The 20,162-nt window shown below is 39.5% G+C and carries 19 protein-coding genes; 9 read left to right on the top strand and 10 right to left on the bottom strand.

Annotation, left to right across the window (positions count from 1 at the left end):
- The first annotated feature begins 87 nt into the window (after positions 1–87).
- A complete protein-coding gene (gene purB / locus EZ444_RS19625; RefSeq protein WP_131610851.1) occupies positions 88–1,434 on the top strand; it encodes an adenylosuccinate lyase in 1,347 nt (448 codons plus the stop codon).
- A gap of 90 nt (positions 1,435–1,524) precedes the next feature.
- Positions 1,525–2,076: a NifU family protein gene (locus EZ444_RS19620; RefSeq protein WP_131610850.1), complete on the top strand. Its 552-nt coding sequence runs from the start codon at positions 1,525–1,527 to the stop codon at positions 2,074–2,076.
- A 55-nt stretch (positions 2,077–2,131) separates the two neighbouring features.
- Here EZ444_RS19620 and EZ444_RS19615 read toward each other — a convergent pair whose 3' ends face one another.
- From EZ444_RS19615 to EZ444_RS19600, 4 genes are all read right to left on the bottom strand, one after another.
- Positions 2,132–2,926 carry an inositol monophosphatase family protein gene (locus EZ444_RS19615; RefSeq protein ID WP_131610849.1) on the bottom strand — a complete coding sequence of 265 codons (795 nt, stop codon included), beginning with the start codon at positions 2,924–2,926 and terminating at the stop codon, positions 2,132–2,134.
- A 12-nt stretch (positions 2,927–2,938) separates the two neighbouring features.
- A complete protein-coding gene (locus EZ444_RS19610; protein ID WP_131610848.1) occupies positions 2,939–4,093 on the bottom strand; it encodes a prolipoprotein diacylglyceryl transferase in 1,155 nt (384 codons plus the stop codon).
- Between the two features lie 32 nt (positions 4,094–4,125).
- Positions 4,126–5,445 (bottom strand): tRNA (N(6)-L-threonylcarbamoyladenosine(37)-C(2))-methylthiotransferase MtaB, encoded by a 1,320-nt coding sequence (gene mtaB, locus EZ444_RS19605; RefSeq protein ID WP_131610847.1) that lies wholly within the window; start codon positions 5,443–5,445, stop codon positions 4,126–4,128.
- A gap of 154 nt (positions 5,446–5,599) precedes the next feature.
- The gene (locus EZ444_RS19600) at positions 5,600–6,166 is read right to left on the bottom strand and encodes a UbiX family flavin prenyltransferase (protein WP_131610846.1); all 567 of its coding nucleotides are present in this window, start codon (positions 6,164–6,166) and stop codon (positions 5,600–5,602) included.
- Positions 6,167–6,507: 341 nt separating this feature from the next.
- Here EZ444_RS19600 and EZ444_RS19595 point away from each other — a divergent pair, with 341 nt between their 5' ends.
- The gene (locus EZ444_RS19595) at positions 6,508–7,377 is read left to right on the top strand and encodes an AraC family transcriptional regulator (protein ID WP_131610845.1); all 870 of its coding nucleotides are present in this window, start codon (positions 6,508–6,510) and stop codon (positions 7,375–7,377) included.
- A 3-nt stretch (positions 7,378–7,380) separates the two neighbouring features.
- On the opposite strand, the gene EZ444_RS19590 is transcribed toward EZ444_RS19595, so the two are convergent.
- The 5 genes from EZ444_RS19590 to EZ444_RS19570 form a co-directional block, all read right to left on the bottom strand.
- Positions 7,381–8,478 carry an SGNH/GDSL hydrolase family protein gene (locus EZ444_RS19590; protein WP_131610844.1) on the bottom strand — a complete coding sequence of 366 codons (1,098 nt, stop codon included), beginning with the start codon at positions 8,476–8,478 and terminating at the stop codon, positions 7,381–7,383.
- A 91-nt stretch (positions 8,479–8,569) separates the two neighbouring features.
- A complete protein-coding gene (locus tag EZ444_RS19585; RefSeq protein WP_205945311.1) occupies positions 8,570–9,334 on the bottom strand; it encodes an SDR family NAD(P)-dependent oxidoreductase in 765 nt (254 codons plus the stop codon).
- Between the two features lie 23 nt (positions 9,335–9,357).
- The gene (locus EZ444_RS19580; protein ID WP_131610842.1) at positions 9,358–10,485 is read right to left on the bottom strand and encodes a DUF4861 family protein; all 1,128 of its coding nucleotides are present in this window, start codon (positions 10,483–10,485) and stop codon (positions 9,358–9,360) included.
- An 18-nt stretch (positions 10,486–10,503) separates the two neighbouring features.
- The gene (kduI, locus tag EZ444_RS19575) at positions 10,504–11,346 is read right to left on the bottom strand and encodes a 5-dehydro-4-deoxy-D-glucuronate isomerase (RefSeq protein ID WP_131610841.1); all 843 of its coding nucleotides are present in this window, start codon (positions 11,344–11,346) and stop codon (positions 10,504–10,506) included.
- Positions 11,347–11,401: 55 nt separating this feature from the next.
- Positions 11,402–12,445: a LacI family DNA-binding transcriptional regulator gene (locus tag EZ444_RS19570; protein WP_131610876.1), complete on the bottom strand. Its 1,044-nt coding sequence runs from the start codon at positions 12,443–12,445 to the stop codon at positions 11,402–11,404.
- A gap of 147 nt (positions 12,446–12,592) precedes the next feature.
- Between EZ444_RS19570 and EZ444_RS19565 the strand changes: the two genes are divergently transcribed.
- The 3 genes from EZ444_RS19565 to EZ444_RS19555 are packed head-to-tail and all read left to right on the top strand — an operon-like array spanning position 12,593 to position 15,311.
- Entirely contained in the window at positions 12,593–13,327 is a 735-nt protein-coding gene (locus EZ444_RS19565) for a (Fe-S)-binding protein (protein WP_131610840.1), read from the top strand.
- A gap of 30 nt (positions 13,328–13,357) precedes the next feature.
- A complete protein-coding gene (locus tag EZ444_RS19560; protein ID WP_131610839.1) occupies positions 13,358–14,737 on the top strand; it encodes a lactate utilization protein B in 1,380 nt (459 codons plus the stop codon).
- Complete coding sequence (locus tag EZ444_RS19555) at positions 14,730–15,311, top strand: LutC/YkgG family protein (RefSeq protein ID WP_131610838.1); 582 nt, start codon at positions 14,730–14,732, stop codon at positions 15,309–15,311. The genes EZ444_RS19560 and EZ444_RS19555 overlap by 8 nt, the downstream gene beginning before the upstream one ends.
- Here the strand turns inward: EZ444_RS19555 and EZ444_RS19550 are convergent.
- Positions 15,308–16,552 carry an MFS transporter gene (locus EZ444_RS19550; protein WP_131610837.1) on the bottom strand — a complete coding sequence of 415 codons (1,245 nt, stop codon included), beginning with the start codon at positions 16,550–16,552 and terminating at the stop codon, positions 15,308–15,310. The genes EZ444_RS19555 and EZ444_RS19550 overlap by 4 nt on opposite strands.
- A 190-nt stretch (positions 16,553–16,742) precedes the next feature.
- Here EZ444_RS19550 and EZ444_RS19545 point away from each other — a divergent pair, with 190 nt between their 5' ends.
- From EZ444_RS19545 to EZ444_RS19535, 3 genes are all read left to right on the top strand, one after another.
- Positions 16,743–18,254, top strand: coding sequence for a choice-of-anchor I family protein (locus EZ444_RS19545; protein ID WP_131610836.1), 1,512 nt, complete (start codon positions 16,743–16,745; stop codon positions 18,252–18,254).
- Positions 18,255–18,365: 111 nt separating this feature from the next.
- A complete protein-coding gene (yiaK, locus tag EZ444_RS19540) occupies positions 18,366–19,349 on the top strand; it encodes a 3-dehydro-L-gulonate 2-dehydrogenase (RefSeq protein ID WP_131610835.1) in 984 nt (327 codons plus the stop codon).
- Positions 19,350–19,416: 67 nt separating this feature from the next.
- Positions 19,417–20,154: a FadR/GntR family transcriptional regulator gene (locus EZ444_RS19535; protein ID WP_131610834.1), complete on the top strand. Its 738-nt coding sequence runs from the start codon at positions 19,417–19,419 to the stop codon at positions 20,152–20,154.
- Positions 20,155–20,162 lie beyond the last annotated feature (8 nt).

Genomic DNA, 20,162 nt, shown 5'->3' with positions numbered 1-20,162 from the left:
CCGGATCACTTCATAATTTATGCGACTCTACTGCTTTGCTTGCCGCCTAATAATGTTACCTTTGTGCTCGTAAAAACAGTTACATTCATGAATTTATCTCCACTTCAAGCTATTTCTCCGGTTGATGGACGTTATAGAAATACAACCCACGGCCTTTCTAAATATTTTTCAGAATCTGCATTAATTAAATACAGAGTCTATGTAGAAATTGAATATTTCATTTCACTTTGTGAAGCAGGATTACCTGGACTAGATCAGTTTGACAAAACAAACTATCCTAAACTCCGTTTAATCCATGAACAATTCAATGATGAACATGCACAGGAAGTAAAAGACACTGAAAAAGTGACCAACCATGATGTGAAAGCTGTTGAATATTTCATTAAAAAACAGTTCGACCAACTTGGATTTGAAAACTACAAAGAGTTTATCCATTTTGGACTAACTTCTCAGGATATTAACAATACGGCTATTCCTTATACTTTTAAATTAGCCCTAAACGAAGTTTACTACCCTAGTATTTCTCAATTAATTGGAAAAATTAGAGACTTGGCTACCGAATGGAAAGATGTTCCATTGTTAGCACATACGCACGGACAACCAGCCTCTCCTACTAAATTAGGTAAGGAATTCCTTGTTTTTGCTGAGCGTTTAGAAATTCAGTTACATAACCTGAAAGCCATTCCAAACAGCGCTAAATTTGGTGGTGCCACTGGAAACTTCAACGCACACCATATTGCTTATCCAAAAATCAATTGGGTACATTTCTCTAATCGCTTTGTAAATGAGGCTTTAGGTTTAACCCGTGCACAGCACACTACTCAAATTGAGCATTACGATCAGTTTGCAGCACAATGTGATGCTTTGAAAAGGATCAACAACATCATTATTGATATGGACAGAGATATCTGGGCTTATATCTCTAAAAATTACTTTAAACAAAAAATAAAAGAAGGTGAAGTAGGTTCATCGGCTATGCCACATAAGGTTAATCCAATTGACTTTGAAAATGCAGAAGGTAATGCAGGTATTGCCAATGCTTTATTTGAATTCTTTGCGGCTAAACTACCTATTTCCCGTCTACAAAGAGATTTAACAGACTCTACAGTACTTAGAAATATTGGTGTGCCTATGGCGCATACAGTAATCGCCATGGCTTCGACTTTAAAGGGCTTAAATAAGATTATATTAAACAATGAGGCTATCGCTGCAGACCTGGAAAATAACTGGGCTGTGGTTGCTGAAGCGATACAAACCGTACTTAGAAGAGAAGCTTATCCAAACCCTTACGAGGCGCTAAAAGATTTAACCCGTACCAATCAAAAGATCACTGCCACAACTATGGCTGATTTTATTGACGGCTTAAATGTGAGCGATGAGTTAAAAGAAGAATTGAAACAAATCACGCCATTTAACTACACAGGGGTGTTTTAAGGATGATTTAAGATATAATGACCTAAAACAGACACCTGCTAGGGGAATTGCATCTATGAATTATTTATTTTTGTATAAAAAAATAAGACAATGACTATCAACGTATATACAGAACAAACGCCAAATCCTGCTACAATGAAATTCATGGTCAATAAATTATTGATCAATGGCAGCGAAGATTTTGCAACTAAAGAGAGTGCTGAGCAATCTCCTTTCGCAAAAGAATTGTTTAAATTCAATTTTGTGAATGGCGTTTTTTTTGCAAGTAATTTTGTAACGATCACCAAAACAGAAGATGCAGAATGGGCAGATATTGAACCTATTTTGAAAGAATTTGTAAAAGGAGCAGTTGAATCTGAATACAAAATAAAAGAAGTTACATCGGATGAAGCACCTGCTTTTGAAGGAACTGATTTAGAGATTAAAATTCAGCAAATCCTACACGATTATGTTCGCCCAGCGGTGGAGCAAGATGGTGGAGCAATTAGCTATAAATCATTTGATGAAGGTATAGTAACAGTAGAGCTTAGAGGATCTTGCAGTGGATGCCCTTCTTCTACCATTACGTTGAAGTCTGGAATTCAGAATTTATTACAACGTATGGTTCCTGAAGTGAAAGAAGTAGTTTCAGAAGCTTTGTAGTAGAAAGCAATAACAATTTAGTAAAAAAGGGTTCATTTAACATGAACCCTTTTTTTTATGCGTTGAAATGTTTATTCATCAGCTCCAATAGCTCTTCATCAAGAAAAGCATTGGTTGCTAAAATCTCTCGTTTCTCAATAAATTCGTCGCCCCCACTAAAGTTCATGATATGTCCACCAGCTTGCTGTACAAGGTACGCACCGGCTGCTACATCCCATGAGTTGAGGTTGTATTCAAAATACGCATCAAAGCGACCACAGGCTACATAAGCAAGATCTACAGCTGCAGAACCAATCCTTCTTAAGCCGTGACATCTACGCATGATTTCTGCTAAGAGTTGCATGTACTGCTCCTGCTGAGCAAATTCATAATATGGAAAACCTGTAGCTAGTAAACAGTCTGACAGTTTAGGTCGAGAAGAAACAGTAATTGGTTTATTATTCAGATAAGCGGCACCACCTTTATAAGTATAGAACATCTCCCCTCTGGTAATCTCATAAACTACACCGATTACAGGCTGATCAGCTTCATACAAAGCGATACTGATGGAATAAGTAGGTAATCCATGAATAAAGTTAGTCGTACCATCCAAGGGATCAATAATCCAATTGTATACTGCCCCCTTAGTACTGGTTGTTTTTTCTTCGGTAGTAAAACCCGCTTCTGGAAGGATTTTAGCTAAATTTCTGACCAATTGCTTTTCCGCAGTTTTATCCACATAGGACACTAAATCATTTAGCCCTTTAAACTCGATGGCTTTAGCATCAAAGTTCATAGATTCCTTTCTGATAAAATTACCTGTAAGCCGGGCTATAGCAATAACCTTTGAGCATAATATTTCGTAATCCAAATCGGGTAAATTTTAATAGTTGGCTAATTTATCTTTGTTCTTTACTGCATTAAGCACAAGAAACAAGCCAGATAAGAACATGATACAAGATAAAAATTCTGCTTGTGTAAATTGTATACCAGCAACATTGTATTTAGTGTTCACGCGAATCAGCTCGATGAAGAAACGCTCGACACCATTCATCATCAGGTAAATTCCAAACATCATGCCTGGCAATTTAATACGGTCACGAATTTTCCATAAGATCAGGAACAAGATAAAGCAAACGATCACCTCATAAAGTGGAGTTGGGTATGCTGGTTGAGCTAGCTCATTACAAAACTTACCAACGCATCCAGGGATAGGTATCCCCTCATTGGCCACGTTATTCGGATACTTATAAGCCCAAAGCCAGTCTGGAAGCCATGAGAATGGTTTAGGATTTAAATTTGTAATCCCCCAATCACCATCACCTGACATGTGACAGCCAATACGACCAACGCTATAAGCAAGCATCATCCCTGGTCCACCAATATCGAGCATATGCAATACTTTGATGCCGTTTTTACGAGCAATATATAACACAGCTGCACCACCGCAGATCAATCCACCATAAAAAGTTAAACCACTAAAAGAAAGCAAGCTATTTATAGGGTCTGCTACAAATGAGTCCCAATGTTCTAGGTTATCAAATATCTTGGCACCTAAAAAGCCCCATACCGCAGCCCAAACAATCAGCGAACCCATCAACTCGTAAGGATGCTGAGTTACTTCAACAGTCTTTGGCTTATCTAGTTTTACTTTATTTTTTTCCTGGTAATCCCAGTAAGCGAACAAACCTGCAAAAAACAAACCACCCAGAATATTTCCTTTGGTAGAAAGCAAAACCGTTTGCGCATCGGCTACAAAGAGTTTATAGTTTAATAACGCATAAACCAATTTATAGCCAATAAGAAAGCCAAAAATAGCATTAGAAGCTATTTCTATTGCACTGGCAGGTTTACCTATAGTGATTAGTTTTTTTATCGGATGAATGATTCCAAGCGCTTCTTTTCGCTTAAATTCCTGAGTAAATGCCCAGTAACCGGCAACAAATGCCAAGGCAACAAAAACACCAAATGTATTAAAAGGAAGCGGAACCTGTATACCAAAAAGGTATTCTATAAAATGAGATACGGTTGGAAACATAAGTTAAAAAAGGTTTTTATGCGAATATAAGATTAATGCGCTAATACTTCCTGTGTTTCTTCAACTTCTACCTCTCCATCAGCAGTCAATTCAACTAGTTTAACAGTTTTGATTTCGTTAACCATTACCGGATCGTACTTCGCTTTTACTTTCACATAGTTTTTAGTAAAACCATGCATGAATCCGTTCTTCTGATCGTCTTCGAACAGCACTTCGCCAATCGTATTTAACTGTGATTGATAGAAGGCTCTGCGCTTTTTATCCGATAGGATATGGAGCATTTTACTACGATCGGCACGCGTGCTTCCTGCAACACGACCTTTCATTTCGGCGGCTTCAGTTTGCTCACGTTCAGAGTACGTAAATACGTGTAAGTAGGAAATATCAAGTTCATTCAGGAACTGGTACGTATCTAGAAAGTCTTCATGTGTTTCACCAGGGAAACCCACAATTACGTCAACGCCAATACAGCAGTTTGGCATTACAGCTTTTATTTTGGCTACACGTTCGGTATACAACTCGCGTTGGTAACGTCTTTTCATCAGGCCCAATATTTTATTGGAACCAGATTGCAGTGGAATATGAAAATGAGGTACAAACCTTTTTGAGGTCGATACAAATTCAATGATTTCATTGCTTAACAAGTTCGGCTCAATAGAAGAGATCCTGATCCTTTCGATACCCTCAACTTCATCAAGCGCTTTCACCAGGTCGAAGAATTTATCTTCCCGTTGGCCATCCCGAATACCAAAATCGCCCAGATTTACTCCAGTCAATACGATTTCTTTTACACCACTTTCGGCAATTTGCTGAGCACGGTTCACCACATTTTCGATGGTATCACTCCTACTGCCACCACGCGCCAATGGTATGGTACAATAGGTGCAAGGATAATCACAACCATCCTGTACTTTCAAAAAAGTACGGGTACGATCGCCGATAGAATAAGCGGCAATAAAGTTATGGTTAACCTTTTCTATGTTTTGCTGATGAATTACTGCTTTTGGTTGCTTGGTTAGATCCGAGATAAATTCTACAATTCTGAATTTTTCTGCAGCGCCTAATACCATGTCCACACCCTCAATCTCTGCTATTTCTGTTGGCTTTAACTGTGCGTAACAGCCAACAATGGTGATGTAAGCATGGGGTGCATATTTTAAGGCTTCTTTTACCACCTTACGACATTTCTTATCTGCATGCTCTGTCACAGAACACGTATTGATCACATATACATCCGCCGCGTCTGTAAAATCCACTACTGCGTATCCAGCGTCGGTAAATAAACGGCCTATTGTTGATGTTTCAGAGAAATTCAACTTACAGCCTAATGTATAAAATGCAACTTTCTTCATTCGTTATCTATCGGTATTTTTTATGCATTTCGTCATGCTGAATTTATTTCAGCATCCCGTTTAAGCATGTTTAGAATATCAAATCCGAGATGCTGAAATAAATTCAGCATGACGAACGTTCTAACAAGCCTGCAAAGATAAGGTTTTAGATGATTTATTCCTCATTCCAACGGTAACTATCCTGCTCTAGCCCTGCCAGATCAATAACCCTACTTACTACTGTTTGTGCCACCTCTTCAATGGTTTTAGGAAGACTGTAAAAAGATGGGCTGGCCGGACAAATAATCCCTCCGGCTTCGGTCACAGTTTTCATATTATTGATGTGAATGAGGCTGAAAGGCGTATCACGCACTACTGCGATCAATTTCCTACGCTCTTTAAGAATCACATCAGCCGCTCTTGAAATTAAGTCATTCGAAATTCCATGAGCTATTCGACCAAGGGTTCCCATCGAACAAGGAATAATAATCATGGTGTCATATTTTGCAGAACCCGATGCGAAGGGAGCATTAAAATCCATTTTCGGGTAAAATGTAAAGGGATAAAGATCATAGTCTTCATTGCCCAACTCAAAGCGCCAAACCTCTTTTGCATTGTCGGACATTACCACGCCTACTTTCTCTACCTGATCAGACAATTTCAACAAGCTATCTAGCAGCAATTTAGCGTAAACAGAGCCACTGGCTCCAGTAATTGCGACAATTATTTTCTTCTTCCTCATAGCGTTTGTAAAGATACAGAAGCAGGGCAAACAAAAAAGGGCCGAAAAATTAATTTCGACCCTACATCTACCTATGAAAAACATACCCTCGAAAGGGTAAGCTCAAATGTAATTATCTTTTTTAATAAATGAAAGTTTAAACACACTTTTTTCAACTATTTTTCTTAACAACAAATTTTTGTAGCCTTACAGAAAAAATTAACATTCTATAAATATTTGATAAAAGTATTTCTTCTAAAATAATTAAGCGATTTTAGCATAATCTATTGTAATTTTGGCAAGAACAGTGTATTTATGAAAGATCTTTATACATTTAATGTAATAATATCTAACCAAATATCATGAAACCACAACTACTCAAAGTTTCTAATAACTTAGTCAATTCTTTTAGTGCAAGAAGAGACAAAGTTCCCTACATTAATAATCGCTGGCATTACCATGCCGAGGTGGAGTTGATTTACTTTAAGAAAGGAAACGGTACTCAATTTATTGGAGATAATATCAAACGTTTTAGCTCTGGCGACATTGTCCTTGTTGGTGCCCATCTGCCCCATTATTGGAAATTTGATGACAGCTATTTTAACGATGAAGAAACAAACAACGCAGACGTAGTAGTTGTTCATTTTTGCGAAAACTTTTGGGGCAATCACTTCCTTTCCTTACCGGAAAATAAAGGGATGAAATTAACGCTCGAAAAGGCCCAAAGGGGTATTCAGATTCTTGATAAAAGCAAAAAACAGATTGGAGATCTGATGGAAGAAATCCTGTTGGCTACGGGACCAAGAAGGATTATCATTTTGATGGAAGCTTTGCTTGCTATTGAGGCCAGCGCGCAGGCTAAGCCCCTATCATCAATGGGATTCCGTAATAATTTTGAAGAAACAGAAAATGACAGGATCAATGCAATTTATAATTATTCGTTAACCCATTTTAAAAGAAAGATTCTCATGGAAGAAATGGCTTCAGTAGCCAACATCAGCCCAAATTCTTTTTGCAGGTATTTTAAAACAAGAACACGAAAAACCTATACGCAGTTTATCAGTGAAATACGGGTTGGTCATGCTTGTAAACTACTGATTGAGGACAGTATGAATGTAAAGCAAATATGCTATGAAAGCGGCTTTCATAATTTCGCCAGCTTTCATAAGCACTTTAAGATCATCACCGGGCAAAGTCCTTTAAATTATCAAAAGTCTTACCTCAGTAAATAATATCTATTTTATTTTTCGGATTGCTTTTTCATAGGCATTCGCATAATTCATCATACCTATATCATTTGGATGGGTACCATCTACAGTACTCTCAATATCCTGATTTATTGCATCTTTCATCAAATAATAGATATTTTTCACACCCTTTGCTTTAAGCTTTTCAAAAGCTGTTTTTAAGGCAACATTTGTAACCTCATAAGCTTTCTTCCTTGTAGCATTTAACCCATCATCAGTATAACCATCGTGCTCAGTTAACAAAATAGGCACACCTGGTTTCTTCAATTGTAAAAGGGCAACAGTAGCCTCTACTCTCTTTGTTACCTCTTCGCCAGTTACGCCGGTTAAATTAGGGAGACAGTCCAGGACGTATAAACTTGCACCGATTTCAGGCAACAATTCATAAACTTCTTTTTCCAGACGGCCGTTACCAGAAAAAGCCAAATTAACGATAGGTCGGTTCAGCTTACGACTTAACATAGAAGTCCATGCCAAGCCAGCGCGACTTGCACATCCTCCTTGAGCAATTGAGGTACCATAAACCACAATTGGTTTTTCTTTAGACACAGGTGTAGGTGTAAAAACACTTTGCTCCGGCACGCTGATTTCCATCCATTTTACGGTATTGTATAAAGGCAAGTATAAAGTATATTCTCGCGCCTCCTTACCTGTCGTATTTAGGTTTGTGAATGTGTACGTCACGGTATCTCCAAATTTATATTTACCGCCAGCCCAAAGCCATTTACCTTTAGCATCTTGTGCATATAAATCTACTCCACTTACACCAGTGGCAGGCATGTGATCCATTCGCATATAACCCGACACGGCGTACTTGATGATAATTTCCGGGGCATCTGATTTGAAACGAAGATTAAGGCCTGCGTTGTTTTTAGATAAATTCCATACCTCTTTGCGTACTGATCCTTCTGCTTTTGCAGGCAGACGATCGTAAAAACTTTGCAATCCGCTATGCCAGCCCTGCCCAGCTACAACACTGGTCTGATCCTTTGCAGGATTCCATGTTTTATAAACTGTTTGTTGTTGAGCAAAAGTGACATTCGTACCGATCAGTACAAAAAAGGTCAATAAAAGGTTTTGTTTCATGTGTTTACATTTGTTTGGTTTTCGAATATATAAAAAAAGCAGACTAACTATAGCCTGCTTTTTTATATTATTTAAAATGTATACACAGTTGTTACCTGCCCATCCATCCTCCATCTACCGTCATCACAGTACCGTGCATGTAATTAGAAGCTTCAGAAGCCAGGAATAGAACCGGACCTTTAAAATCTTCTGCTTCACCCCATCTGCCAGCCGGAATACGCTCCATAATAGAACGACTACGGTTTTCATCTGCTCTTAAGGCGGTGGTATTGTCTGTAGAGATATAACCCGGAGCGATTGCATTTACATTTACCCCTTTCGAAGCCCATTCGTTAGCAAACGCTTTAGTTAACTGACCAATTGCACCTTTACTAGCCGCATAACCTGGAACGGTAATACCACCTTGGAAGGTTAACAAAGAAGCTGTAAAAATGATCTTTCCACTTCCTCTTTCAACCATATCGCGACCAATTTCTCTAGTCAGGATAAAAGGTGCAGTTTGGTTTACAGCGATTACTTCATCCCAGAACTCATCCGGATGCTCAGCAATTGGCTTTCTAAGGATTGTGCCAGCGTTGTTTACCAGGATATCAATCACAGGGTGATCAGCCTTCACCTTTTCGCAAAAAGATTTCAATGAATCACGGTCGTTAAAGTTACACTGATAAGCATAGAAATTACGTCCCAATGCCTTTACTGTTCCTTCTACTTCGCTTCCACTCAGTTCAAGATTAGCAGATACACCAATAATGTCTGCTCCAGCTTCAGCCAAAGCCTCAGCCATTGCTTTACCAATACCGCGTTTACAACCGGTAACCAAAGCTACTTTTCCTTTTAAATTGAATAAATCAAGTATTGCCATTTCTTTTATTTTTAATATTAAAGAACACTAACCTTTAAAGGCTGTTCTAATTGTTTTTTAAAGTTATTCAGGTAATTAAACCATCCTTGCGCATTGGTAATCTCATTGCCTTTGCTCCATGCAGAACCATTGTAATAAACCACTGGTTGATTACCCTTAGCCAAAGTACGAGTCAACAAATGCATTTTATCTGTCCCCATACTTAACTGTTCACCCAACACAATAGTCGCTACTCCGGTAGTACCATCAACACCATGTTGCGGCTCCCAATAACCTACAATACCTTGTGCCTCGTCCATTAAAATAGTCCCAGGTTCTTTCCTTTTTACGATACCCACTACAACAGGCAAAGCATCACCACTATAAGAATAAGCTGCTTCGATCCTATTCATGTGCGATCCTGCATCCAAGGAAATCGTCTTAGTTACTTTCACAGACTTGCCTGCTACATCCCAGGCATCATAACCCAATTCAAACGTAGTGCGCAATGGTCCGTTATCCAATACTTTCCAGTAGTGGTAGTTTTTGGCAAAGAAAATAGAGTCTTTTACAATTGGAGCAACGTCTCCAGCACCCAATGTAAGACCTACACTGTAATAATCCATTCCATCACCATGATCTGTATGGTAATCACCAGTTTTATACCATTCGTTGATGATCAATTTGTTGGTTCTTTTCACCCAAACATCTGTTCCGAAGGCATTATCTTTCCTATTTTCCAATGCTTTTCCATACATACGGAAAGCTACCTTATCATTCTCCCATGCAAAATCGTCATAACGCTCTGGGACATAACGACCAAAGGTTTTTTTGGTGATAGCAGCCGGTTTACCCGGTACAATGGTCAGCTTAGCGCTACCATTTGCTTTCAAGCTTACTTGAACCAACAAATTCTGTACTTCGGTTTGTCCACGACGCTCTAACTGGAAAGGAATTTCCTTTTTCGTCGCTGAATTTAGCACTTTAAAGTTCGCCGTATCTAAACGCGGATATTTAGCCACAATACTGCTCCAACTCACCGGAACAACAGCATTGGTTCTGTCCAGTTTTGAAGGATTAGATACGGTAATCGTAGCTTTAGTTTGCGCCATTACCGGAGCATACAAAGCCGGAAACAACAACAAAAGGCCAATTATTTTTTTCATTCTATTATCGTTTAATCACTACTTCAAATCATTAATTGCGCAATGGTCCATATCACCATAGTCTAAGTTCTCACCTGCCATTCCCCAGATAAAAGTATAGTTGCTAGTTCCTGCTCCAGAGTGGATAGACCAATTAGGTGAAATTACAGCTTGCTCATTTTGCATCCAGATGTGTCTGGTTTCCTGTGGATCACCCATAAAATGACATACGCTTTGTCCTTGAGGTACTTCAAAATAGAAATATACTTCCATCCTTCTGTCGTGCGTGTGTGCCGGCATGGTATTCCATACACTTCCACTTTTCAATTCGGTCATACCCATTTGCAATTGGCAAGTAGGCAATACGCTATTCACCAACAATTTATTAATCACACGGTGATTTGCAGTTTCTGGCGTACCTAACTCAACGATTTCAGCATCTGCTTTAGATACCTTTTTGCTTGGATAAGTATGATGAGCTGGTGCAGAATTGATGTAGAATTTTGCAGGGTTGTTTTTATCATCAGAAGCAAAAGTTACTTCTTTTGTTCCTTTACCAAGATATAAAGCTTCTTTAAATTCTAATTCATAAGTAACGCCATCAGCAACGATTGTACCTTTTGCGCCAACATTAATAATCCCCAATTCTCTTCTTTCCAGGAAATAAGCAGCTTTTAGGTTTTCTGGATTAGACAAGGCTACAACCTCGTTTACCGGCATTACACCTCCTGTGATATAACGGTCGAAATGAGATAAAGTAAGCTTAACAGCATCTGCTTCAAATAAGCTTTCCATTAAAAAATTCTTGCGTAAAGCAGCAGTATCAAATTGCTTTGCTTCACCTGGACTAACTGCATAGCGGCTTTCAAAAGATGTTTTCATTGTTTTTTTTATTTATTTATTCATCCATCCCATTGGGATGTTATTGTGTTACTAGTTAGTTTGTACTTGTCGATTTTCTGACGATCAGCTCTACAGGAATCATTACCGGCTCTATTTTATAGGTAGGTCCCTCTGCATCATTGCTCAATAGCTCCACCACAGTCTCTACAATTCTTCTACCTACCAGGCTTGGAAATTGCTCAACTGAAGTAATGGCTGGAGTAATGATGGCCGTGCGTGGATCATTAGAATATCCTGCAACTTTCAATGCATCCGGCACAATGATCCCTTTTTCCTTTGCATATTCAATCGCGGCAATGGCACTGGTATCATTATCAGCAAACAACCCATCAGGACCTGCTCCCGTTGTAAACATTTTCTGCATGGCAAAAAGTGCATTTCCTTGCGTAAGTTCCTGATGAAAAACCCAATCCGGATTTACCGGCAACTGGTGTTCTTCCATCGCTTTTAAAAAACCTGCAGCTCTATCCTGATAAAGATTAGAAGTTAAAGGCCCCGAAATATGTGCTATTCTTTTGCAACCTGCGGCAATCAAATGAGAGGTAGCCAAATAGGCGCCTTTAAAATCATCACCTTTAATCAAAGTTGCTTTGTAATCCTCCACTGGAACCCTATCGTAAAAAATAACCGGGTTACCATGCTCTACAAATTTATCGAAGTGACTAAAGTCTACCGTTTGCAAAGTGCAAGCAGCAATCAGCGCATCCACCCTTGATGAATACAAGGTCTCAGCCAACTCCCGCTCCATACTTACCGAATCATTAGACTGGCAGATGATCAAGCTATAACCATGCTTATGCAAGTCATTTTGTATCGTGGTAATCACCTCGGCATGAAAAAACATAGAAACCCGAGGAATGATGAGCCCTATGGTGTGCGTTCTATTGCTACGTAAGCCCGAAGCCATAAGATTTCGGCGATAGCCTAGCTTTGCAGCCATCTCTACCACATCATTTCTAGTCTTTTCCTTCACATAAGGATGATTATTCAAAGCACGGGAAATCGTTGCAGGTGAAAGCTTTAGCGCTTCCGCGATATCGAGTATGGTATTCTGGTAATTCTTTTTTCCGACAGCCATAAAACAATTAAAGATTGGCAAGCTAGCATTTTTTTTAATCATCTGAAAACGTTTGCATAAATAAGCACAAATGTTAACCATGGTATGACAGCACAGGACAGTGCGATTATTTAAAAATACTATATTTAACCGCAAAACCTAGTATACATGAACGTAGGCCTATTCATACCTTGTTATATCGACCAATTTTATCCAAATGCGGCCATAGCTACTTTAAATTTATTAAGCGGACTTGGCATAACAGTAAAATATCCTGTCAACCAGACCTGCTGTGGACAGCCAATGGCCAACTCTGGCTTTGAGCACCTGACCCAGGGATGCAACGACTTATTTATTGACAATTTTGCAGAATTTGATTACATCGTTTCCCCTTCGGGTAGCTGTGTATTGCATATAAAAGATCACTTGCATTCGCCAAAAGAAGAAGATAAAGCATTAGGAATTAGAAAAAAAGTATACGAATTAACAGAGTTTTTAACAGACGTGCTTAAGGTGGAGAAACTATCCGCCCGTTTTCCACATAAGGTAGGTGTACACCAAAGCTGTCACGGTCAGCGCGGTTTAATGCTTGCGCAAATGTCTGAATTGGTCGATGCTCCATTTTCAAAACCCTTACATTTATTAAAAATGGTAGAAGGTTTGGAATTGGTTGAACTGAGCAGACCAGATGAATGCTGTGGTTTTGGTGGAACTTTTTGCGTAGCCGAAGAAGCCGTATCGGTAAAAATGGGCAAAGATCGTGTAGCAGATCATGTCAATCATGGCGCAGAATATATTACAGCTGCAGATATGTCCTGCTTAATGCACATGGAAGGTATCCTGCGTAGGCAGAACAGCAATGTTAAAGTGCTGCACATTGCAGAAATATTAAGCGCACAATAGTTTTACAGAAAAGTACAACAATAAAGACACATGAGTTCAGGAACAAAAGACCACGCAGCTTTATCGGATATATTTAATAAAGATGAGGCAAGGGTAGACTGGCACGACGAAACTTTATGGTTTGTTCGCGCCAAGCGCGATAAAGCCGCTCACAACATACCCGAATGGGAAGCACTAAGGGAAGCCGCTTCACAAATTAAAAACAATGTACTTTCTAACCTCCACAATTACTTAATTGAATTTGAGGAGCAGGCACAAAAGAATGGTGTTACGGTACATTGGGCAGCTGATGCAGCCGAGCACAATCAAATTGTACATTCCATATTAAAGGAGCACAATGTAAACCGGCTAATCAAAAGCAAGTCGATGCTTACTGAGGAATGCCATTTAAATGAGTACCTAAAGCAAAATGACATAGAGGTAATTGATACCGATCTGGGCGAGCGAATTGTCCAACTGGCACAGGAGCCACCCAGTCATATTGTATTGCCCTGCATCCATAAAAAGAAAGAAGAAATAGGTGAATTGTTCCATGAGCATCTGGGTACACCAGAAGGCATGTCTGACCCCGTATTTTTAACTGCCGCTGCGCGGGAACATCTACGCGAAACCTTTTTAACGCGCAAAGCAGCCATTACTGGGGTAAATTTTGCTGTTGCCGAAACCGGTGAGTTTGTGGTTTGCACCAATGAAGGGAATGCTGATATGGGTGCGCATCTTGCAGATGTACACATTGCCTGTATGGGGATTGAAAAGATCATCCCTAAACGCAAAAATCTAGGCGTTTTTTTAAGACTGTTAACGAGAAGTGCAACGGGACAACCGATTACGACTTATTCTAGTCATTTTAAAAAACCAAGACCGGGTCAGCAAATGCACATTGTGTTGGTTGACAATGGCAGAACAACTCAATTGAGCCGTCCTGATTTCCGCAACTCGTTAAAATGTATCCGCTGTGCAGCTTGCATGAACACTTGCCCGGTTTACCGCCGAAGTGGTGGACACAGTTACCATACTGCTGTTGCAGGACCGATAGGCTCTATTTTGGCGCCAAACCTGGACATGAAGGAATATTCTGATCTGCCCTTTGCCTCTACCCTATGTGGTTCATGCAGTAATGTATGCCCGGTTAAAATCAATATTCACGAACAACTTTATAAATGGAGACAGGTGATTGTTAAGGAAGGCTATGCCGACCCAACAAAGAAACTGGCCATGAAGGCAATGGAATTTACCTTGTCCAGTCCTTTCGTTTACAAAAACGCAGGAAAGGTAGGACGTTGGTTCATGAAACATGCTCCGTTTACCGTAAACAATAAACTAAACCTTTGGTACCAACACCGCGAAATGCCTGAAGTGCCTAAAGAATCATTTGGAGAGTGGTACAAGAAAAATAAAAAGAATGACTAGCAGAGCACAGATTTTAGAGAAAGTATTGAACAATCAACCGGATGCGCAGCCACTGCCAGCCGATTCATTCACCGCATTTCCCGCTGCAGATCCTGTACAAGCTTTTGCCACGGTACTAACGACTATTGGAGGCACTTTTATCGAGGTTTCGGACTATCAAGCTGTTCAAAAGTACATCCTTGAACATTTCACAGGTCAGCGTATTGTATCTACTTTACCTGAACTGGCTGAAGTATCAGAACAAGGCTGGGAAGATCAGGATCCACATAGTTATGCCAATGTAGATCTTGCAGTCATCAGTGCTCATTTTGGTGTTGCAGAGAATGCTGCTTTGTGGATTACCGAAGATTTAATGCATCAACGTGCGGTACCATTCATTTGTCAGCAACTTGCTGTTGTAGTCAGTAAAAAGGAGATTGTGCAAACCATGCACGATGCCTATTTGAAAATAGGCATCGCTGAATATGGTTTTGGAAGTTTTATTGCTGGGCCGTCTAAAACAGCCGATATTGAACAATCATTAGTGCTTGGGGCTCATGGGCCCAAAGGGATGACTGTTTTTGTAATGGATTAATCTTCCTCAATAAAATCAAGGTCTTTGTGATGAGTTTCAGGAATAGTTCTGATACAATAAAAGCCTATACCGAAACAAATCAGGCCTAGTAAAGCCGCAGAATTTAGGGGTAATACAATTGGTTTTAATGTCGTGTAAAAGGTGGTCATCAACACCACAGTTCCCCTTACCATATTTGGTATGGTGGTAGCTGCTGTAGCCCTTACATTGGTACCGAACTGCTCTGCGCCGATGGTTACAAACATGGCCCAGTAACCGATACCAAAGCCAACCCATAAACACATACCATAAAGACCAAATGTACTATTTACACCTCCATAAAGATATACAATTGCTCCAATTGCTGTGAATATCATCATATAGGTTACGGCGCGTATACGCGATTCCAGCCAATAGCTAACCACTCCGCTCACCAGATCACCTGCCGAAAGTCCGACATAACACCACATTACCGCAAGTCCTGGTTTTATGTCCTCAGCAATGCCTAGTGCCTTACCAAATTCATTACTAAAAGTAGCTAGAATACCAATTACATACCAGGTTGGCAAACCAATACCGATGCATTTTAAATACAGAATCAACCTGCTTTTCTTTGTGAAAAAAGATAAAAAATTCCCCTTAGCCACATTGCTCTTTTCTTTCATGTTATGAAACATACCAGATTCAAAAACACCGATTCTTAAAAACAAGAGCAAAATCCCCATACCGCCACCTATGAAATAGGCGTTTCTCCAACTGAACATTTCTACGGTAAAATATCCGGCAACCGCGCCCATCAATCCTACTCCCGCAACAACCGAAGTACCTATTGCCCTTAGTCTTTTAGGTAAGCTTTCCGAAACGAGGGTAATTCCTGCGCCCAATTCTCCGGCAAGGCCAATACCCGCAATAAAACGGAGCAGTTTATATAGGGTTACATCATGAACAAAACCACAGGCAAAGTTTGCTACGGAATAAGTAATAATGGAACCAAAAAGCACAGAAAGACGTCCTTTTTTATCACCCAAAACACCCCACAAGATGCCTCCAAGTAGTAAACCAGTCATCTGCCAGTTTAAAATGCTTGCACCTTCAATAGAAACCTGAGCTTCATTGAGGCCAAGTTCTGTTAAGCTGGGTATCCGTACGATACCGAATAAAAGTAAGTCGTAAATATCTACAAAGTAGCCTAAAGAAGCTACAATGACAGGAGCACTAAACAGATAGGCTGCAGCGCTTTTTTCTTTGGTTAGGTTGGTCATTTAATGATTATTGTTTGGTTTTTTATTTAGCTAAGATATTTATTTTTATAAGTAACTATTAAATTCATTTTAAATTTATTTCTTAAGATATCCTAATAGCCCATTTGCACAGCTAACAATATCATAATATTAAGATTAAGCAGCGATCATGTTGGAACTATACTTTAGCTCATAAACTTAATAAATACATATGAGAAAATTTTTACTATTTGCCCTTCTTTTAACCATCGGTATAACCAGTTGTAAAAAAGACAAGTCACCTGAGTCCATTGATAATGAAGATCCGGCTACCTTTTCGGAGATTGGATCGTTGGATATTGGCGGGGTTGGCGCAGCAGAGATTTCTGCATTTGATCCACTGACCAACAGATTATTTGTAGTTAAAAATGAAGCGGGTATCAATAAAATCGAAGTAATTGATTTCAAAAATCCATCTGCGATGAATTCCATTGGATCCATCGACATTACCGATCTTGGCGCTGTAAATAGCGTTGCAGTACACGATGGCAAACTTGCCGCAGCAATTGAGGCTAAAGACAAACAGGCCAATGGAAAGGTCGCTATTTTTAAAACCACTGATTACAGCAAGATAACTGAAGTTATTGTAGGTGCGTTACCTGATATGATTACCTTTTCTCCGGATGGAAAATACATCCTTACCGCAAATGAAGGTGAACCTAATGCTGATTACACAAATGATCCTTCCGGCACCATATCTATTATATCAGTAAATAACAATTACGCCGTAACTACAATTGATTTCTCTTCAATGGCCAGTCAGCAAACTGCCCTAATGCAAAAAGGCTTTAGAATCTTTGGTTTGAACAGCACCTTTGTTAAAGACATAGAGCCAGAATACATCACCATTTCTTCTGACTCTAAGACGGCCTGGATCACCCTACAGGAAAACAATGGAATTGCGAAGTTAGACATCGCCAGCAAAACCATTACCAATATCTTTCCTTTAGGATTCAAAGATTACAGTCTGGATGGGAATTTTATAGACCCTAGTGATAAAGAAGTAGGATACAAAGCTGCAAAGTGGAATGTGAAAGGCATTTACATGCCAGATGCAATAGCTGTTTTAGAAGAAAACGGAATACCTTATCTGTTCACCGCAAATGAAGGCGATGCCAGAGAATATGCAGCATTTACTGAAGTAAAAAGAGTAAAAGAAAACACGGTAGTATTGGATGCCGTTAAATTCCCCAACGCTACCGATCTGAAAAAAGATGAGCAATTGGGTAGGTTAAATATTACCACCACCCTGGGCGACACAGATAAAGATGGAGATCTTGATGAATTGTATTCTCTAGGTTCACGTTCATTTTCAGTATGGAACGGCATTACCGGGGCACAGGTCTTTGACAGTAAAAATGAGCTAGACAGAAAATGTAATGATGCTGGAGCATATGATGACGGCAGAAGCGACGATAAAAGTGTTGAACCTGAAGGAATCACCATTGGTATTGTAGGTAATAAAAAAACCGCATTTGTAGGTATGGAGCGTGCTGATGCCGTAGCAGTTTATGACGTTACCACCCCATCTAATCCGGTTTTTCTGCAATTGTTAAAATGTGGTGATGCACCGGAAGGTGTATTATTCATCCCCGCTAAAAACAGTCCTACCAAAAAGAGTTTATTAGTAGTAAGTAGTGAAGAAGATGGTGTAATTAAGGTATACACACCGAAAAGCATATAAATAAACCTATAAATACAAAAATTAAAAACCCCACAGTGATTAAGCTTTGGGGTTTTTCTTTTTACCTATTATTTATGTATTAGCTATATTTGATCATCCACGATTTATAATATGCGTATACCATTCGAAGAACTGCAGGAAGAATTCAAAAGAGTATTGTTACAACTATCCTTCACAAAGGAAATGGCTAATACCTGTGCAACAATATTTGCTTCAAATAGCAGGGATGGTATATCATCGCATGGATTAAATAGATTTCCAGTCTTTGTAGAGCATGTTCAGAAAGGCTTGGTTAAACCTGATGCAGCACCTATATTACTCGAAAAAATTGGGGCTATCGAACGTTGGGATGGAAACCTTGCACCCGGCATGGCCAATGCTACACATTGCATGAACCGCGCTATTGAACTGGCAAAAGAAAACGGCATTGGTTGTGTAGCCATCAAAAACACCAACCATTGGATGCGAGGAGGAACTTACGGCTGGCAGGCTGCAGAAGCGGGTTGCATTGGTATTTGCTTTACTAATGCAACAGCAAATATGCCTGCCTGGGGCGGTAAAGAATCTGTTTTGGGTAATAACCCCCTGGTAATTGCGGTGCCAAGAGCCGAAGGCCATGTTGTGCTCGATATGGCGATGTCGCAATTTTCTTATGGCAAAATGCAGGAATATGAGTTGAAACAAGAGTCACTCCCCTTTCCTGGTGGCTATGATGCAGAAGGAAATTTAAGTTCAGATCCTGCTACGATCAAAAAAACTAAACTGGCCTTGCCGATTGGTTTCTGGAAAGGTTCGGGCCTTTCCCTGGTACTTGACCTGTTGGTTGTGGCCCTTAGTGGCGGACGCTCTACGCAACAAATCTCTGCCGACGAGTACGAAACCGGCGTTTCGCAGTGTTTTATTTGTCTGCACCAGCAAGATATGCATACTGCCCTAATAGAAGAAATTCTGAACTTCACTAAAAACAGTACCCCTACGGAATCCGGTAAAACGGTCAGCTACCCGGGAGAACGCACACTGCGAACCCGTTCTGAAAATGAGAAAAATGGGGTACCAATCAATGAAGAAATCTGGCAACAGCTAAAAAACATGTAAAAATTTGGATTGCTTATTTTATTCTCTATATTTGGTTAACCAATAATTGGTAAACCAAATATATTGTATGAAATCATTTATAGAAACCATCAGGTCAATTGAAGTAGAATCTCCTGTTGATAAAATTATAGGACAGCTAAAACAACTCATTACTTCAGGACAATTACAACCCGGAGACAGATTACCTGCGGAAAGAATACTAGCTGAAAAATTTGGAGTAGGTCGTAGCTACGTTCGTGAAGCGATTTTAAAACTTGAATTTTACGGTTTACTCAGAACCAACCCACAAAGTGGAACCTATGTTTCTGGTTTAAGCATCAAAGTTTTAGACAATATCATCACAGATATCATCAAATTTAATAAGGAAGATTTTAACGCACTTTTAGAAGCTAGGTATTATTTAGAACTGGATGCCGTAAAGTTAGCTGCAGAAAGAAGAACAGCGCAAGATCTAGTTAACCTTAAGGAAGCGATGATTGATTACGAGAACAAGATCAATAGCAATCAGGATGCAATCGAAGAGGATATGCTTTTTCACATTGCCATTGCAAGGGCTACTAAAAACTCTGTAATCGAGTCTATGATTCTTATTTTGATCCCCGATCTGATCAAGAACATCGTAGAAAGTAAGATCTGTGGAGATAATCGCGGTAAACTAGCCATAGCCGAGCATAGAAATATATTAACGGCTATAGAAAACCAGGATATAGATGCTGCAGAAAATGCAGTTGCTGCTCACCTTAACGACATGTTTCAAATTAGCAAAGCCGGATTTTCCGCACAAAATATTATTAATGATAACTAACTAAGTAC

The sequence above is a fragment of the Pedobacter hiemivivus genome (genome assembly GCF_004331685.1).
Taxonomy (GTDB): domain Bacteria; phylum Bacteroidota; class Bacteroidia; order Sphingobacteriales; family Sphingobacteriaceae; genus Pedobacter; species Pedobacter hiemivivus.
The sequence above is the reverse complement of the archived record's forward strand: the minus strand, read 5'-3'. Positions and strand labels throughout refer to the sequence as shown.

Coding starts and splice junctions, on each gene's coding strand:
- purB (WP_131610851.1), top strand. CDS start 88: ATGAATTTATCTCCACTTCAAGCTATTTCTCCGGTTGATGGACGTTAT.
- EZ444_RS19620 (WP_131610850.1), top strand. CDS start 1,525: ATGACTATCAACGTATATACAGAACAAACGCCAAATCCTGCTACAATG.
- EZ444_RS19610 (WP_131610848.1), bottom strand. CDS start 4,093: ATGTTTCCAACCGTATCTCATTTTATAGAATACCTTTTTGGTATACAG.
- mtaB (WP_131610847.1), bottom strand. CDS start 5,445: ATGAAGAAAGTTGCATTTTATACATTAGGCTGTAAGTTGAATTTCTCT.
- EZ444_RS19600 (WP_131610846.1), bottom strand. CDS start 6,166: ATGAGGAAGAAGAAAATAATTGTCGCAATTACTGGAGCCAGTGGCTCT.
- EZ444_RS19595 (WP_131610845.1), top strand. CDS start 6,508: ATGAAACCACAACTACTCAAAGTTTCTAATAACTTAGTCAATTCTTTT.
- EZ444_RS19590 (WP_131610844.1), bottom strand. CDS start 8,478: ATGAAACAAAACCTTTTATTGACCTTTTTTGTACTGATCGGTACGAAT.
- EZ444_RS19580 (WP_131610842.1), bottom strand. CDS start 10,485: ATGAAAAAAATAATTGGCCTTTTGTTGTTGTTTCCGGCTTTGTATGCT.
- kduI (WP_131610841.1), bottom strand. CDS start 11,346: ATGAAAACATCTTTTGAAAGCCGCTATGCAGTTAGTCCAGGTGAAGCA.
- EZ444_RS19570 (WP_131610876.1), bottom strand. CDS start 12,445: ATGGCTGTCGGAAAAAAGAATTACCAGAATACCATACTCGATATCGCG.
- EZ444_RS19565 (WP_131610840.1), top strand. CDS start 12,593: ATGAACGTAGGCCTATTCATACCTTGTTATATCGACCAATTTTATCCA.
- EZ444_RS19560 (WP_131610839.1), top strand. CDS start 13,358: ATGAGTTCAGGAACAAAAGACCACGCAGCTTTATCGGATATATTTAAT.
- EZ444_RS19555 (WP_131610838.1), top strand. CDS start 14,730: ATGACTAGCAGAGCACAGATTTTAGAGAAAGTATTGAACAATCAACCG.
- EZ444_RS19550 (WP_131610837.1), bottom strand. CDS start 16,552: ATGACCAACCTAACCAAAGAAAAAAGCGCTGCAGCCTATCTGTTTAGT.
- EZ444_RS19545 (WP_131610836.1), top strand. CDS start 16,743: ATGAGAAAATTTTTACTATTTGCCCTTCTTTTAACCATCGGTATAACC.
- yiaK (WP_131610835.1), top strand. CDS start 18,366: ATGCGTATACCATTCGAAGAACTGCAGGAAGAATTCAAAAGAGTATTG.
- EZ444_RS19535 (WP_131610834.1), top strand. CDS start 19,417: ATGAAATCATTTATAGAAACCATCAGGTCAATTGAAGTAGAATCTCCT.